The following is a 16,345-nucleotide window of genomic DNA, read 5'->3' on the forward strand; positions in this document are numbered from 1 at the left end:
GGCTCAGCGGCTGGTGGTCGGCGTCACGCCGAACGAATCCTCCACCCGCCGCTCGAACTCGTTCTCGCAGCGCTGCTGGGCCGCGGTGTCGTCGCCCGCCCGCTGCAGGCAGTGCACGTAGTCGCGGCCGCCGATATCGTCGAACCAGCGCTGGCCGAAGTACACCCAGATGCCGACGAATACCAGGGACAGCACACAGGCGATCGCGCCGAGTGCGATTCCGGTGACGGCAACCCCGCTATTGGTGGCCTCTCCTCGTCGGCAGCGGCCGTGGGCGAGGAATCCGAGAACCAGCGCGACGATGCCGAATATCAGCCCACCGATCACCGACCACGTCAGCAGCAGGGCAACGATGGCCAGAATCAGGGCGGCGGTACCGAGCCCGTTGGCCGGCCCGCGCGGGCTGGGCTGCATCGGGTACCCACCGTACGGTTGCGGAGGTGTCGGGTAGGCCCCGGGAAATGCGCCAGGGGGCGGCCCGTAGGGATACGCCGGTGGTGGGGGAGGTCCGGTCGGCTGTGGCTCCTCAGACCCGGGCGGGTTTGATCGCTCGTCGGTCATGTCTGCGAGGCTACCCGCCGATGACGGCGCCGGGTTGCGGGCAGTGGACGACAGGACAGCCGAGCGTATCCGGCAGATGGTGGGTCGCGACGACGACGGTCCGGTCTGCGGCGAACCAGTCACCCGGAGTGAGGATTTCGGCCAGGATGCGTTGACTGTCGGCCGCATCGAGGTTCTCGGTCGGCTCGTCGAGAAGGACGACAGAGAAATCTGACAGGAGCACCCTCGCCAGCAGTAGCCGGCGTCGTTGCCCGGCCGACAACGCGGTGTGCCCACCTTCGAGCACGGTCGACAGCCCGTCTGGCAGCGCGGTCAGCCATTCGGCGAGGCCGACACGCTCGATCGCGGACAGCAGTTCGGGGTCGGTGGCATCCCCGCGGGCCACAAGCAGATTGTCCCGCACCGTGGTCTCGAAGATGTGCGCGTCCTCGGCGAAAAATGCTGCGCGTCCAGGGGTTTCATCGAGCCGCTCGGCCAGCTCCATCAGCAGCGTGGTTTTTCCCGAGCCGCTGGGTCCGACGACGGCGAGCCGACCCCCGTCGGGCAGATCGACCGAGGGGGCCGGGGGTCGTCGTCGGGCCAGAGGATCGCCCTCGGTGAGTTCGAGCAGGCGCCGTGCCGCGATGCGAGATCGGGTGAGTCCGACGGCGGCGTCGGGAAGGGCGGTGGTGGCCTCGAAGGCCGACAACGGCAGCAGCATCAGGATGGCGAGGGTGGTCGGAGCGGTCGTGGGGGCCAGTGCGATGCCCGCGACGACGGCGCCCAGAACGCCGGCGCCGATGGCGATGCTGGGCATCGCGGCGGCCAGCGCTGCCGGGGCAGCGGCCCGGTCAGCGGTGTGCCCCCAGTCGCGGTGGTGGTGCTCCGCGGTGGCGATGACGTCGTCGAGCCGTCCACTCACCCGCAATTCCGGGGCGTACTCCAGGGCCAGCATCGTGGCGGAGTCGCGGTCACCACGATGTTGGACAGCAACGGATTCCGCGGCTGCCACGGCGCGGGCGGTGAGCGCCGGGGCCACCACGCCGGCGATCAGCAGGCAGAGCGTCAACACCGCCGCCGCGCTGGGCGAGATGATCGCGATGACACCGACGGACACCGCGCTGAGCACTGTGGCCACCACGATCGGCAGCACAGAGCGCACCACTACATCGGCCAGTTCGTCGACGGAACTACCGACTCGGGACACCAATTCGCCACTGTCCATCCGCGTCGCGTCGTCGTCGGGTGCCGTCGCGAGCCTGCGGTACAGCCCGGTGCGGGCGTTGGCCGCCGCCCGTAGCGCCGTGTCGTGGGCGGCCAGCCGCTGGCAGTACCCGAGTACCCCGCGTGAAATGCCCAGCCCGCGAACCGCGACCACGGCCACCGACAGGTCCAGGATCGGAGGCATCTGCCAGGCCCGGGTGATCAACCACGCCGAGACGCCCGCCAGGGCCAGCGCACTGCCCAGTGAGAGCACGCCGAGGACGCCGGCCAGGATCAGCCGGCTCAACCGGGGCCGCAGCAGGTCCAGGGTCAGTCGCAGCAGCGGGTCACGACGAAACATGTGCGGCACCAATCGTGATCACCTGGTCGCCGATGGCCAGCACCGGATCCCGATGCCCGATTACCACGACCGTTGCGCCCGCACGGGCCCGGGCGACGATGGCCTGCAACACCCGTTGTTCCAGAGCGAGATCGAGGTGGGCGGTGGGCTCGTCGAGCAGCAGCACCCGTGCCGATGACCCGAGTGCGCGGGTGAGCCCCAACCGTTGTCGCTGGCCCAGTGACAGCCCGACCCCGGTGCGGCCGATCCTGGTGTCGAGCCCGTCGGGTAGGTCATCGAGCACGTCGTCGAATCCCGAATCGCGGCAGGCCCGGTCCGGGTCGGCCAGTGGTCCGAGTAGTTCGAGGTTCTCGCGGACGGTCCCCGGGATCAGCACCGGCCGGTGGGGCAGCCAGGCGACGCAGTGCCACCAGGCCGTCAGGTCCAGGTCCACGACATTAACTCCGTCAACCCGCACGGGCCCCGAGGGCAGCGTGGCCAATCCGAGAATGGCTTGCAGCGCAGTCGATTTTCCCGCCCCGTTGGGTCCGGTCAGCACGGTGACCCGACCGGGTTCGCCCACTGGACCCAGGCCGCTCAACTCGATCGTCGGTGCGGTATTGCTCGGGCGCACAACACCTTCGGTCGGTGCGTGCGTATCGCACAACCGAAAGGCCTGTTCTGCTGCGGTTTTGCCATCCTGTGCCGCGTGAAACGCCGCGCCCACGCGGCGCAGCGGCCAGAACACCTCCGGGGCCAGCAGGAGCGCTGTCAGGCCGGCCGTCAGGGTCATCTCGCCGTAGACGAGTCGCAGGCCGACGCTGACTGCTACCAGCGCCACACCCAAAGTGGCCAGCAGTTCGAGCACCAACGAGGAGAGGAATGCGATCCGCAGGGTTGCCATGGCGGAACGCCGGTGTGCGGCAGCCAAGTCAGTGATCCGTTGGACCGAACCGGCAGCCCGGCCGAGGGCGCGTAGCGTCGGAATCCCGGCCACCAGATCGAGTAGCCGGGCCTGCAGCGTCGTCATCGCGGCCAGCGAAGCCGCCGACCGCTCGGCGGTGACCAGTCCGATCAGCACCATGAACACCGGGATCAGGGGGAGTGCGATCACCACGATCGCCGCGGCCTGAAGGTCGTAGCACGCCATCACCACCACTGCCAACGGGGTGAGGACCGCCGCCTGCACCATTGCGGGCACATAGCCGGTGAAGTAGGGCCGGAGCCCGTCGAGGCCACGGGTGACCACTGCGGCGGCGGCGTCACGGTCGGCCGCCAATTGCCTTGGCGGTGCCGCGGTTACCGAGCGCAGCACCTGGCTGGACAATTCTCCGATCACCGCGGTGGCGCCGCGCTGGGAGAGCCGGCCCTGAAGCCAGTGGGCGGCGGCGCGCAGAATCCAGAGCGCCGACAACGCGACGAGCGCACCGCCGTGGCCGGCCGCCGAGCCCGGTTCGGTGATGATCGCGGCGACGATGTGCGCCAGCACAACGGCTGCGGCAATGGTGCAGGCACTGACGGTGAAGCCGCATACGACTGTCGCCAGTAGGTGGCGCCGCAGCGCCGCCGTGGACCCGGTGGCTCCCCGGATGCCGAGTGCGCGCCAGAGATTCAGGCTGACCGCCGCGACAGTCCAACCGGTGCCGGTATCCGATCGGCGGAGATCCGCTTGCTGAACACCCAGTACGTCCAAGCTTGGTAGATCACCACCAGTGGTGCGAAAACCAGCGCCGCCCACGTCATGATCTTGAGCGTGTAGGGCGAGGACGAGGCGTTGTGGATGGTCAGGCTCCAGTCGGGGTTCAGGGTCGAAGGCACCAGATTCGGGAACAACGATCCGAACAGCAGAATTATCACGGCGGCAACCACAATGGTCGTATAGATGAAGGCCCATCCCTCGCCACTGCGTTGGTAAATCCGGGTGACGGCCGCCAGCTGTGCCAGCACCGCAGCCGCGAGGAGGAACCACGTCCAACTCTTGCCGTGGGCCAATTGTGTCCAGATGCCGAAACCGGCCACCAGAACCGTGGCCGGAATCGCCAACCGCGCGGCGAATTGGAATGCGTCCGTGCGGATCTGGCCGCTGGTCTTCAGTGCGACGAACACCGCGCCGTGCAGTGCGAACAGTGCACCGGTCGCCAAGCCGCCGAGCAGTGTGTAGGGGTTGAGGATGTCACCGAACGACAGGTGCATCTGCCGATCGGCGTCGACCGGCAGGCCACGCACGAGTCCGGCGAACGCGACGCCCCACAGGATGGCGGGTGCCCAGGAGCCGATCGCGATGGCGATGTCGGCCCATCGCCTCCACCCGTGGTCGTCGATCTTGCCGCGCCATTCGATCGCCACGACGCGGACGATCATCGACAACAGGATGGCCAGAAGCGGTAGGTACAGCCCGGAGAACACCGTGGCGTACATCTCCGGGAAGGCGGCGAACATCGCTCCGCCCGCGGTGATCAGCCAGACTTCGTTGCCGTCCCATACCGGGCCGATGGTGTTGAGTGCGGCACGGCGGTACGGTTCGGGGTCCTCGCCCCGGCCCGCGGCGGTTCGGCCGAAGAATGCCATCAGCATCCCGACGCCGAAGTCGAATCCCTCGAGGATGAAGAATCCCAGGAACAGGACTGTCAGCAGGATGAACCAGAGTTCTTGTAATCCCATCGATCCGCTCCTCAGTAGGCGAACGACAACGGCGCGACTTCGTCATCGCCCGGTGGCGTCGGCGGGGCAGGTTCGGAGTCGTGTTCCAGCGGTCCCTCGACGATGTAGCGGCGGAGTAGGAAGAACCACACGACCGCCAGTACCGCGTACAGGAGGGTGAAGGTGATCAGTGAAAGCCATACCAGCCCCGCCGAATGCCCGGAGACACCCTGGGCGACAGTCAACCGGATGTCTTGATCACCGGTCGGATTCGGCACCACGACCCAGGGCTGGCGACCCATCTCGGTGAACACCCAACCGGCGCTGTTGGCCAGGAAAGGGGTGGGAATCGTCAGCAGGGCGAACCAGCTGAACCAGCGGTGTCGCGGGATCCTCCCGCCCCGGGTCAGCCACAGCGCGGCGAGCGCGAACAACCCAGGCACCGCCAGGAATCCGATCATCGCCCGGAATGACCAGTACGTGACAAAGAGATTCGGACGGTAGTCACCGGGGCCGAACTTCTCCTCGAACTGCGCCTGCAGGTCCTTGACACCGTCGAGGTGAACGCCGGTGAACTTGCCCTCGGCCAGGAACGGCAGCACATAGGGCACCTCGATGAGGTGTACGACACTGTCGCAGTTGTTGTGGGTGCCGACCGTCAGCACTGAGAAGTTGGGATCGGTCTTGCTGTTGCACAAGGATTCTGCCGAGGCCATCTTCATGGGCTGCTGTTGGAACATCAGCTTGCCCTGTGCGTCTCCGGTGAAGAACAACGCGACCGCGGAGATCAGCATGACCCAGCAGCCCAGGATCGTGGCGGGGCGGAACATCGAGCCGGCGGTGCCGGCAATCGGGTTAGCGGCGGCCGTGCCTTTTGCGCCCTCCGCGTCCTCACCACGGTGCCGCGAGCGCACCATCCACCACGCGCATACGCACGCTACGAACGTGCCTGCGGTCAGGAATGAGCCCGCGACAGCGTGGCTGAAGGCGGCGATCGCGGTGTTGTTGGTGAAGAGCGCGACGATGCTGGTCAGTTCGGCGCGGCCGGTCTCCGGATTGAACTGCGCCCCGACGGGATGCTGCATGAACGAGTTCGCGGCGATGATGAAGAACGCCGACATGTTCACTGCGAGAGCCACGATCCAGATACAGGCCAGGTGAACCAGCCGGGGCAGCCGCGACCAGCCGAAGATCCACAATCCGATGAATGTGGATTCGAAGAAGAATGCGACGAGGCCTTCCATGGCCAGCGGGGCACCGAAGATGTCTCCGACGAATCGCGAGTATTCGCTCCAGTTCATGCCGAACTGGAATTCCTGCACCAGGCCGGTCGCGACGCCGATCGCGAAGTTGATGAGGAAGAGCTTGCCGAAGAACCGGGTCAACCGGTACCAGCTGTCGTTTCCGGTGACCACCCACACCGTCTGCATGATGGCGATCAGCGGTGCCAACCCGATGGTCAGCGGAACGAAAATGAAGTGGTACACGGTGGTGATGCCGAATTGCCACCGTGATACGTCCAAAGCGTCCATCTGGCCCTACTTTCGAGGTCTCAGATCAATCTACGACGGAGTGTAGTAGATATCCCGGATCCCAGCGCCGACCGTGACCGGTGTCTTACGTCACGGTGGGGGACTCCGGCGAGATCAAGGAGTGGAGTTTCTTGGCCTCGCTGCGGATTGCGAACGCCGAGATCACCTCGAATACCCCGACGACGATCAGGATGATGCCGCTGACCTGAGCGAGGGCGACCAAGCCGTCCTTCGGGGCCACGAACATGATGATGCCGGCGATCACGCTGATGATGCCGATGATGATCTCCCAGACCCGACCGGGCAGTGAGGGATCACCGATGGCCGACATCGCCGTGGCGACACCACGGAAGATGAACCCGACACCGATCCAGATCGCCAGCAGTTCGAACGAATTCTGCAGGCTGACGAAACAGAGCACGGCCAGCACGAGCGCCGCGGCGCCACCGATGAACAGCAACACCCGCCCACCGACCGATGACCGGATGCTGAACGCCAGGACGAGCTGGGAGACACCGGTGATCAACAGGTAGGCGGCGAAGAAGATCGCCGCAACCAGAATGGTGATTCCGGGCCATACCAACGCCAGGATGCCGAGGATGACGGCGAGAATTCCCGAAACCAGCGTCGATTTCCACAGATGTGGCAACAAGCTTGGGGCAGCAGTGGTTTCCATGCAGGCAGTTTGACACAAACACAGATGTAGATCGCGGTTTTTGCGTTAAGGCTGTGGTGTTGCAGCCTGGTAGTTAAGGTTCCGTTACCGGCGCTGCATCCGAGCCCGGCGGCCGTTAACGTCTTCGATCTGGAACAGCCCGACCGCAGCCGCAGACAGAGAAAAGAGACAACCGTGACAGTTGGATGTCGTCCCAGACGGAGCAAGATGTGGCGTTTCGCGGTGGTGGTCGCCGCCAGTGGCGCGCTCGCGATGTCGGGCTGCGCGAACAATACCGAATCCGGTGGGTCCGAAACCAAGGCGACGACGGCGGCCAAGGTTGAGAAGGTCGATGCGATCGCCAATTCGGTGCCGGAGCCGATCAAGTCGAGCGGCAAGCTGGTCATCGGGACGGACCCGTCCTATCCGCCCAACGAATTCAAGGATCCCGGCGGCCAGATCATCGGCTTCGATGTCGATTTGATGAATGCGATCGCCGCGACGCTGGGTCTCGCTCCGGAGTACCGGGCGTCGTTGTTCGACAAGATCATCCCCTCGGTTCAGGGCGGGAACTACAACGTCGGAATGTCGTCGTTCACCGACTCGAAGAAGCGCGAAGAGCAGGTTGATTTCGTGACCTATTTCAGCGCCGGTTCCGCATGGGCGCAGAAGGTAGGTGCGGGGATCAACCCCGAAAATGCGTGCGGCATGAAGGTCGCAGTGCAGACGGCAACGGTGCAGGACACCGAGGAAATGCCGGCGCGCAGCAAGAAATGCGTCGACGCGGGGAAGCCCGCCATCAACGTCGTCAAGTTCGATGACCAGACCGCCGCCACCAGTGCGGTGATGCTGGGGCAGGCCGACGCCATGTCGGCTGATTCGCCGGTGACGGCATACGCGATCAAACAGAGCAACGGGAAGCTCGAAGCGGCCGGGGAGATCTTCGACTCCGCTCCGTACGGCTGGGCGGTGCAGAAGGGCTCTCCTCTCGCAGCATCGCTGCAGCAGGCACTTCAGCATCTGATCGACAACGGTGTGTACAAGCAGGTGGCCGCGAACTGGGGCGCGGAGAACGGGATGATCGAGAAGCCAGTCGTCAACGGTGCGACCAGCTGAGCCGCCCATGAGTGATGAATCGTCGCCGGCCGCTATCGACGCCATCCCGCTGAGACATCCGTGGCGTTGGGTGGCGGCGATCCTCATCCTCGTCCTGATCGGGCTGTTCCTGTGGGGCGCGGCGACCAACGAGGCGTACGGGTGGGAGACGTACGGCAAGTACCTGTTCGATCAGCGCATCTCGGAAGCTGCTTGGAACACGCTGCAACTGACCATCTATTCGATGGTTCTGGCGCTCGTTCTGGGGGTGCTCCTGGCGGTGATGCGGTTGTCACCGAATCCGGTACTCAAAGCGGTGTCCTGGACCTACCTGTGGATCTTCCGCGGCACCCCGATCTATGTCCAGTTGGTGCTGTGGGGCCTGGTCCCCGTGATCTACAAGAATATTCAGTTCGGCGTACCGTTCGGCCCCAAGCTTTTCGAATTCACCCTGTCCGATCCGAATGTGTTCTGGCTGGCGGTTCTCGGCCTGGGTCTCAACGAGGCCGCCTACATGGCGGAGATCATCCGAGCCGGTATCAACTCGGTGCCTGAAGGGCAGACGGAAGCCTCGGTCGCGCTTGGCATGTCGTGGACCATGACCATGCGACGTACCGTGCTTCCTCAGGCCATGCGGGTCATCATCCCGCCCACCGGCAACGAGTTCATCAGCATGCTGAAGACGACGTCGCTGGTCACCGCCATTCCGTACAGCTTCGAGTTGTACGGCCGCTCAAAGGATATCGGTGTCGGTCTGTTTCAGCCGGTCCCGCTACTGCTGGTGGCGTCCACCTGGTACCTGGCGATCACGAGCATTCTGATGGTCGGCCAGTACTACCTCGAGCGGCATTATGCGCGTGGTGCGTCCCGCAAGCTGACCTCCAAGCAGCTGCAGGCCCTGGCCAAAGCGCAGATGGGAGAGCCACATCCATGACCGCCGCCGCTGAACCGATGGTGCGGGCCGAGAGCGTCTGCAAGAACTTCGGTGCCCTGAAGGTCCTGAAAGGCGTCACGTTGGACGTCGGCCGGGGCGAGGTGTTGTGCATGGTCGGTCCGTCGGGTTCGGGCAAGTCGACGTTCCTGCGGTGTATCAACCATCTCGAGCAGGTCAACGCCGGCCGTCTGTACGTCGACGGGGACCTGATCGGCTATCGCGAACGTGGCGGCAAGCTGCACGAGATGGCGCCGCGAGATGCCGCGCGGCAGCGCCGTGACATCGGCATGGTGTTCCAGCATTTCAACCTGTTCCCGCACCGTACGGCGTTGGACAACATCGTCGAGGCGCCCATGCGCGTCAAACGGGTGAAGAAGGACGCCGCGCTGGCCCGGGCCAAGGATCTGCTCGATCAGGTGGGTCTGGCAGCCAAGGCCGATGCGTACCCCGCGCAGCTGTCGGGCGGCCAGCAGCAGCGGGTGGCCATCGCCCGGGCGCTGGCGATGAACCCCAAGCTGATGCTTTTCGACGAGCCGACGTCGGCACTGGATCCCGAGCTGGTCGGGGAGGTACTGACGGTCATCAAGAAACTCGCGGGCGAGGGCATGACGATGGTGGTGGTCACCCACGAGATGGGTTTCGCCCGTGAAGTCGCCGACAAGTTGGTGTTCATGGACGGCGGAGTCATCGTGGAGACCGGTAATCCTCGTGAGGTGATGGCCAACCCCAAACATGAACGCACAAAGGAGTTTCTGTCGAAGGTGATGTAGCTTCGACTATGTGGCTTCCGCGCGAAACAAGGTGTTCGTCACGGCCGGTGAACTTCGTGAGCTCGTCGCTTCCGGGGACCCGGTCACTGTGCTGGACGTGCGCTGGTCGTTGGCCGAGCCCGATGGCGAACAGGCCTACTTGAGTGGTCATCTGCCGGGCGCCGTCTATGTCTCGCTGGACTCAGATCTGACCGACCATCGCGTCACCGGTAGGGGCCGCCATCCGCTGCCGTCGGGGTCCGACCTGCAGGCGGCCGCACGCCGTTGGGGGATGCGGATGGGTGTGCCCACCGTGGTCTATGACGACTGGAACCGTGCCGGATCGGCCCGGGCCTGGTGGGTGTTGACCGCGGCCGGGATCGAGGACGTCCGCATACTCGACGGAGGTCTGGCGGCGTGGTCCGCGGCGGGTGAAGCCCTGCAGGCCGGTCCGGTCACGCCGCAGCCCGGAGATGTCGAGGTGCGTTATGACGACCTGTACCGCGGGGCACTGCGCACCCTGACCGCCGAACAAGCGACGAGCGGGGTCGAGGTGCTGCTGGACGCCAGGGCACCGGAACGGTTCCGCGGCGATGTCGAGCCCGTGGACCCGGTGGCCGGTCACATTCCCGGGGCCGTCAATCTGCCCAGCACCGAGTTGCTTTCCCCTCACGGCACATTGGCCGCGGACGTCCAGCTACGGGCGCTGCTCGCCGATCGGGGTGTGGCAGATGACACCGATGTCGGTGCCTACTGCGGGTCGGGGGTCACCGCGGCGCTCGCGGTTGCCGGTCTGGCCGCCGCCGGCGTGGATGCCGCGTTGTATCCCGGTTCATGGTCGGAGTGGGTGTCGGATCCGGATCGGCCAGTGGCACTCGGAGAGCAGTAGCCGCAGGTTCACGATCGGTGCACCTGCGCGGCGGTGAGCGACTTTATGCTGGGCCAATGCAGCGGCGCCCGGACCCGGTCACTCCGTTGTGGCGTGCCGCGCAGATCTTCCGGCTGCTGAGTTGCCTGTACGCGCTGGGGTTTCAGATCGCGATCAACGATGACCTGACGAGTCCGGTACTGGCCGGCGTGCTGTGCGCGGTATTGATCGCCTGGAGCATCGCGTGTGCAGTTGCCTACCTGCAGGGTTTCGGGCGTCGTCCGTCATGGGTCATCGCGGAGATCGTGGTGGTCCTGGCGCTCATGCTCTCGACCGAGTTGGTGGCACCCGAGCACTGGATCGCCGACAACCAGTCGTGGCCCACCACTTTGTGGGCGACGAACGCCACCATTTCGGCGGCGCTGCAATTCGGTCCGGTCGGCGGCATGGGAGCCGGGCTGGCCGTGATGGCTGCCGCGGCTGCGTTGAAGGGCTATGTCAGCATCAATCTCGGCCGCAACGCCACCATCGTCATCGAGCTGGCGGTGGGCCTCGCCGTGGGAATGGCCGCTCAGACCGCGCGCCGCGCACATGCCGAACTGGAGCGTGCGGTGCGGTTGGCGGCGTCGTTGGAAGAGCGCGAGCGGTTGTCACGAAGGGTCCACGACGGCGCCATTCAGGTGCTCGCCCTGGTTTCGCGACGAGGTCGGGAAATCGGTGGTGAGACAGCTCAATTGGCTGAGCTCGCCGGGGAGCAGGAGCGCGCGTTGCGCAGGTTGGTCAGCGCCCCCGAACCGGAGGTTCACACCGGTGGCGTCACCGATATCGGCGCCCTGCTGCGGTCGCGGGCCTCAGATCGGGTCTCGGTCAGCCTGCCGGCCGATCCAGTGCTGCTCGAACACGACGTCGCCCATGAGTTGTTCGCCGCGACCGGTAATGCCCTCGACAATGCCGCCGCACACGCCGGGCCGGATGCCCGGGTTTTCGTGCTACTGGAGGACCTGGGCGATTCGGTGACGGTGAGCATTCGCGACGACGGTGTCGGTATCGGTGACGGACGGCTGGCGGAGGCAGCCCGCGAAGGTCATGTGGGAATCTCGAAATCGATTGTGGGTCGCATGGATTGGCTGGGCGGGCAGGCATATTTGAACACCGCGCCAGGATGTGGCACGGAATGGGAACTCACGCTGCCCCGCTCATCGGGAGGCCGTGACGCGCTCGAGAAAGGACAGTGATGACGGAGACGGAGACCACACTGAAGGTGATGGTCGTCGACGATCATCCGATCTGGCGCGACGCGGTGGCGCGCGACCTCGCCGACGACGGATTCGATGTCGTGGCCACCGCCGATGGGGTGGCTTCGGCCCGCAGGCGGGCCGGGGTGGTGCTGCCTGACGTCGTGGTGATGGACATGAGCCTGTCCGATGGCAGCGGCGCCACGGCCACCGCGGAGGTGCTCACCGTGTCGCCGTCGTCGCGGGTTCTGGTGCTTTCGGCGTCTGACGAGCGTGACGACGTTCTGGAAGCGGTAAAAGCCGGGGCCACCGGGTATCTGGTGAAGAGCGCGTCGAAAGCCGAGCTGACCGACGCGGTGCGGGCCACCGCGGAGGGTCGTGCTGTGTTCACCCCCGGGTTGGCCGGATTGGTCCTGGGTGAGTACCGACGCATCGCGCAACATCCGGACGACGGTCCGGCCACCCCCAGCTTGACCGAGCGGGAAACCGAGGTGCTGCGTTTTGTGGCAAAGGGGTTGACGGCCAAGCAGATTGCGACGCGCCTGTCCCTGAGCCATCGCACGGTGGAGAACCACGTCCAGGCGACGTTCCGTAAGTTGCAGGTGGCCAACCGTGTCGAATTGGCCCGCTACGCCATCGAACACGGACTCGACGAGTAGTCCTACTCATCCCGGCAGCCGGTTTTGTTGTCACGATGAGCCCATGAGTGAACCGCATCGCGCCGTCATCGCCAGGATGTCGTCCGATCTTGCCGCGATCTCGGCGTATATGAACCGGGTGTCCGCGGATCTGGGGGAGTTGGGGCGAATGCTCGATCAGGCTCCGGCCGCCGTACCGCCCCCTGCGCCTTCTGTGGCTCCTGTCGCCTGGCCTGCCGCTCCTGTCGCTCCCGCGCCGGTGCCGCCGAGGCACGTGCCCGCGTTCCGTCCGGAGCGCTCGGAAGGCTGGATCGGCAAGGCGCTCGCGGTGGCCGGGGTGGCGGTGACGCTCACCGGTGTGGTGCTGCTGCTGGTGCTGGCCGCCCAGGCGGGCATCCTGCGTCCGGAGTTCCGGGTCGCGGCAGGTGCAGTGCTGGCGGCCGGGCTGGTCGGGGCCGGGCGGCGGCTGTATCGCCGGCCCGGTGGCCGGATCGGGGCGATCGCGTTGGCTGCGACCGGTGTTGCGGCCGCTTACATGGACGTCATCGCCGTGACCACGATCTATGACTGGGTGTCGGCGCCGGTCGGTCTGATGTTGGCCGCCGGAATCAGTGGCGGCGGACTGATGCTGGCGCGGCGGTGGAATTCCGAACAGCTGGGATTGCTGGTCCTGGTGCCGTTGATCGCGCTGGCGCCCGTGGTGACCGACGGCGTGACGCTGTTGTTGATCGGTTTCATGCTGGCGTTGTCGGCCGCCGCACTTCCGGTCCAGTACGGCAGGGACTGGACCGGGTTGTACGCCGCGCGTACCGCCGCGGTCACGTTGCCGTTGTTGATCGCGCTGGCTGGGGCCTCAATCGATGGTCGGCATGATCTCGTACTCGTGCTGACCTGCGGGCTGGCTGCAGTGCTGGCATTGGTGGGTGGGCTGCTCGTGCTGCGCTGGAGCACCAGACCGTCGGCGACGGCGGCGCTGACCGCCTGCGGCGTTCTGCCGGTGCTGTGTGTCGCCGCTGCCGGCGCCGATCGCGCGATCGCCGCCCTCATGGTGGCGGCGCTTGCGGCGGCCTTGGTGGTGATCGTGGCGATCGGCGAGCGCATTCCCGGGGTGGGCGTCGTGGTCCGTCAGATCTGGTCTGTACTCGCGGCGGTTGCCGCGCTCATCGCGGTGCTGGTGGCCTTCGACGGACCGGTGGCGGGTCCGGTGTTGTTGGCGATGGCTACGGTGGTCGCCGTCGCCGGGCGTCGCCAGGGTGTGACGCGGTGGATTGCGATCGGGCTGGCTGTGATCGGGGGCCTGATCTATCTCGACTCCGGCGGCCCCGGCACCTTGATCCAAGCCACGAAACTGTCTGCAGCGCTTACGGTTTCGGTGCTGATCGGCAGCGTACTGGCGATCACCGCGGCCGCTGCGATCTCCTGGGCATGGTCTGTCGAGGGAGTGGGGGATCAGGAAGTGGTTCGGCTGGTGTGGGCGGCGGCGGCTCTCGTGGCCGGATATGCGGTCACCGTGTTCGCCGTGACGGCCGGTGTCGCCATCGCCGGCACCGGGGCCGGTTTCTTCGGTGGTCACATGCTGGCGACCATCTGCTGGATCGCGGTGGCGGCCGGCCTGCTCGGTCATGCGGCGCGACGCCCGAAGGCGCAGCGGTCGCTGCCGATCGGCGGCGGCATGGCGCTCGTGGCGGCGGCCATGGCCAAACTGTTCCTGTTCGATCTGGGGACTCTTGACGGAATCTTCCGGGTCGCGGTGTTCATCGTGGTCGGCTTGGCGCTGCTGGGTATGGGGGCGGGATATGCGCGGTTGCTCAATCAGCAGGATCAGGTGGCCGACCAGCGGCCTGTGTGAACGTGCTCACATCCACTCTAAATTGGAGTGATTCCAGATTAGTGGCCGTTGTAGGTGGCATGAGTACACGACGCATCGAATCCGATATCAAGGGGTACCAGGCCGCGCCCGAGCTCAGCGGCCACCTGCAGCAGGTGCTGGTCGACCTGATCGAGCTGGCCGTACAGGGCAAGCAGGCACATTGGAACGTGGTCGGCACCAACTTCCGGGATCTGCATCTGCAGCTCGACGAGCTCGTAGATTTCGCCAGGGAGGGCAGCGACACCATCGCCGAACGTATGCGCGCACTGGACGCCGTACCCGACGGTCGGTCGGACACGGTCGTCGGCAGCACCACGTTGCCGGAGTTCCCGGCCTACGAGCGCAGCACCGACGAGGTGGTCGACCTCATCACCACGCGGATCTATGCGGCCGTGGAGACCATGCGCGGGATACACGATGAGGTCGATGCACTCGACCCGACCACCGCCGACATCCTGCACCAGTTGATCGACGGTTTGGAAAAGCTGGCGTGGCTGATCAAGTCGGAAAACCGCAAGGTTTAACCACTGATCGGCGGCACGAAGGAGGCGGCACGCGTCGGACCGGCATTCTCCAGCCGGGCGCGTGCGGCTTCGTCGTCTCGGCGCCCCACCAGGTACCAGGTGTGCATGACACCTTTGCCCTTGATCTCGACATCGCCGCGTTCCTCGAGCACGAACGCGTGGCTGATGCGGTCATAGACGTTCTGCGGCACCTGGATTCGGCCCGCCACGTCGGTGGCTTCCATCCGCGAGGCGACGTTGACCGCGTCGCCCCAGACGTCATAGAAGAACTTGCGGGCCCCGACCACCCCGGCCACCACGGGTCCGGCTGCCAGGCCGATCCGCAATGGCACCGCGCGTCCCCGCGGGTCTTTGAGGTCGGCTACGGCGTCGGCCAGATCGAGCGCCAGGCAGGCGAGTGCCTCGATGTGATCAGTGCGTGGCTTGGGCACCCCGGCGACCACCATGTAGGAGTCACCGCTGGTCTTCACCTTCTCCAGGCCGTGGCGGTCCACCAGCGCATCGAGGTCGGTGTAGAGCCGGTCGAGGAAGCGCACCAGATCTGTCGGGGTGAGGTCGCTCGCCCGTTCGGTGTAGCCGGCGATGTCGGCGAACAGGATCGACGCGTCGTCGTAGTTGTCGGCGATGATGGTCCGCGAAGGGTCCTTGAGCCGCTGCGCGATCGTGATGGGCAGGATATTGCCCAGCAGTTGCTCTGATCGCTGGTATTCGGCCTCCATCGCATGCTCGGCCCGAGCGATCTCACGTAGCGAAATCCAGACTGTGGCAAACACCATTACTCCGGCCGAGACGGCTGACAGGACGAAGCCCGCTGTCAGCGCCCACGGTGGCCCCAGGCCCCGATCGTTGGGAACCAGGACCTCCAGCACGATCGCGGCGGCCACTGCCAGTGCCGCCAATGTTCCCGCCAGCACGATGCGCTCGATTCCCAACACCAGCACTGCCAGTGACGCCGCTACCACGAAGTAGAACTGCAGGCCCGAGCCGGTCCCGACCGCGAAACACATCACCGACACCGATACGTAGGCGAACAGGAAGAACACCAGCGGCGCAATCAGTTCACCGAACCGGTACAGCAGCGGCACCAGAAGGAACAACGCGGCGGATCCGAGGTTGACGAATCCGAACCGCCACATCGGCCCGCCGAGGACCAGTTGGAAGACCCCGAATCCTCCGGACACCGCGGCCGCAATCCACGTCGCGATGGTCAGCACCCGAAGTCGGCTCGACACGCTCTCGGCGTAATGCCGAGTGCGGGCCGGCACGCGGTTGTCCAACGCCATCTCGGGAATGCACACCGAGCGGCGGAACTCGCTGACCGCCACTGACAAAGCCTATCGCCGTGGGCCACGGGGTGGCCGACATTGACGCAACCGCTATTTCGAATCTGGTCCAGCAAACCCGGCGAAATGTCGGTATGTCAGAATGGGAACTTGTTCCAGCGGGCGCGGCAGTACTGCCGCCGATCTCTTCTGGGGGGATCTCTTTCGTGGATCAGTCATGGGTGCGTAACACTGCAGCT

15 protein-coding genes are annotated in these 16,345 nt (G+C 65.7%); 8 read left to right on the forward strand and 7 right to left on the reverse strand.

The genetic code is table 11. The annotated features are described in order from the left end of the window. Positions 1 to 3: 3 nt before the first annotated feature. The 6 genes from ACZYZF_RS12335 to ACZYZF_RS12360 form a co-directional block, all read right to left on the reverse strand. Positions 4 to 561, reverse strand: a complete 558-nt coding sequence (locus tag ACZYZF_RS12335) for a DUF4190 domain-containing protein (protein ID WP_463835819.1) — start codon at positions 559 to 561, stop codon at positions 4 to 6. 10 nt (positions 562 to 571) lie between these two features. Beyond that, a complete protein-coding gene (locus ACZYZF_RS12340; protein ID WP_463745927.1) occupies positions 572 to 2,104 on the reverse strand; it encodes an ATP-binding cassette domain-containing protein in 1,533 nt (510 codons plus the stop codon). Then, positions 2,091 to 3,644: a thiol reductant ABC exporter subunit CydD gene (gene cydD, locus ACZYZF_RS12345; protein ID WP_463745998.1), complete on the reverse strand. Its 1,554-nt coding sequence runs from the start codon at positions 3,642 to 3,644 to the stop codon at positions 2,091 to 2,093. The genes ACZYZF_RS12340 and cydD overlap by 14 nt, the downstream gene beginning before the upstream one ends. Before the next feature lie 50 nt (positions 3,645 to 3,694). Further along, the gene (gene cydB, locus ACZYZF_RS12350) at positions 3,695 to 4,744 is read right to left on the reverse strand and encodes a cytochrome d ubiquinol oxidase subunit II (RefSeq protein WP_463835820.1); all 1,050 of its coding nucleotides are present in this window, start codon (positions 4,742 to 4,744) and stop codon (positions 3,695 to 3,697) included. Positions 4,745 to 4,755: 11 nt separating this feature from the next. After that, entirely contained in the window at positions 4,756 to 6,255 is a 1,500-nt protein-coding gene (locus ACZYZF_RS12355) for a cytochrome ubiquinol oxidase subunit I (protein ID WP_463745929.1), read from the reverse strand. A gap of 85 nt (positions 6,256 to 6,340) precedes the next feature. Then, positions 6,341 to 6,931: an HdeD family acid-resistance protein gene (locus tag ACZYZF_RS12360; RefSeq protein ID WP_463745930.1), complete on the reverse strand. Its 591-nt coding sequence runs from the start codon at positions 6,929 to 6,931 to the stop codon at positions 6,341 to 6,343. A gap of 207 nt (positions 6,932 to 7,138) precedes the next feature. Between ACZYZF_RS12360 and ACZYZF_RS12365 the strand changes: the two genes are divergently transcribed. Genes ACZYZF_RS12365 through ACZYZF_RS12400 form a run of 8 tightly spaced genes read left to right on the forward strand, consistent with a single transcriptional unit; the run spans position 7,139 to position 14,823 of the window. Beyond that, complete coding sequence (locus ACZYZF_RS12365; RefSeq protein ID WP_463745931.1) at positions 7,139 to 8,026, forward strand: ABC transporter substrate-binding protein; 888 nt, start codon at positions 7,139 to 7,141, stop codon at positions 8,024 to 8,026. A gap of 7 nt (positions 8,027 to 8,033) precedes the next feature. Continuing rightward, positions 8,034 to 8,939 carry an amino acid ABC transporter permease gene (locus ACZYZF_RS12370; protein WP_463835821.1) on the forward strand — a complete coding sequence of 302 codons (906 nt, stop codon included), beginning with the start codon at positions 8,034 to 8,036 and terminating at the stop codon, positions 8,937 to 8,939. Between the two features lie 17 nt (positions 8,940 to 8,956). Next, on the forward strand, positions 8,957 to 9,709 hold the full coding sequence (locus tag ACZYZF_RS12375) for an amino acid ABC transporter ATP-binding protein (protein WP_463745999.1): 753 nt from the start codon (positions 8,957 to 8,959) through the stop codon (positions 9,707 to 9,709). A 10-nt stretch (positions 9,710 to 9,719) separates the two neighbouring features. Then, complete coding sequence (locus ACZYZF_RS12380) at positions 9,720 to 10,577, forward strand: sulfurtransferase (protein ID WP_463835822.1); 858 nt, start codon at positions 9,720 to 9,722, stop codon at positions 10,575 to 10,577. Between the two features lie 56 nt (positions 10,578 to 10,633). Beyond that, positions 10,634 to 11,791, forward strand: a complete 1,158-nt coding sequence (gene macS / locus ACZYZF_RS12385; protein WP_463835823.1) for a MacS family sensor histidine kinase — start codon at positions 10,634 to 10,636, stop codon at positions 11,789 to 11,791. After that, positions 11,791 to 12,450 carry a response regulator gene (locus ACZYZF_RS12390; protein ID WP_463835824.1) on the forward strand — a complete coding sequence of 220 codons (660 nt, stop codon included), beginning with the start codon at positions 11,791 to 11,793 and terminating at the stop codon, positions 12,448 to 12,450. The genes macS and ACZYZF_RS12390 overlap by 1 nt, the downstream gene beginning before the upstream one ends. Positions 12,451 to 12,493: 43 nt before the next feature. Beyond that, a complete protein-coding gene (locus ACZYZF_RS12395; RefSeq protein ID WP_463835825.1) occupies positions 12,494 to 14,278 on the forward strand; it encodes a DUF2339 domain-containing protein in 1,785 nt (594 codons plus the stop codon). Between the two features lie 59 nt (positions 14,279 to 14,337). Further along, positions 14,338 to 14,823 carry a Dps family protein gene (locus ACZYZF_RS12400; RefSeq protein ID WP_463835826.1) on the forward strand — a complete coding sequence of 162 codons (486 nt, stop codon included), beginning with the start codon at positions 14,338 to 14,340 and terminating at the stop codon, positions 14,821 to 14,823. Here the strand turns inward: ACZYZF_RS12400 and ACZYZF_RS12405 are convergent. Next, positions 14,820 to 16,148, reverse strand: coding sequence for an adenylate/guanylate cyclase domain-containing protein (locus ACZYZF_RS12405; RefSeq protein ID WP_463835827.1), 1,329 nt, complete (start codon positions 16,146 to 16,148; stop codon positions 14,820 to 14,822). The two genes, ACZYZF_RS12400 and ACZYZF_RS12405, sit on opposite strands and share 4 nt — an antisense overlap. Positions 16,149 to 16,345 lie beyond the last annotated feature (197 nt).

It is taken from the genome of Mycobacterium sp. IDUB_24 (assembly GCF_055419385.1).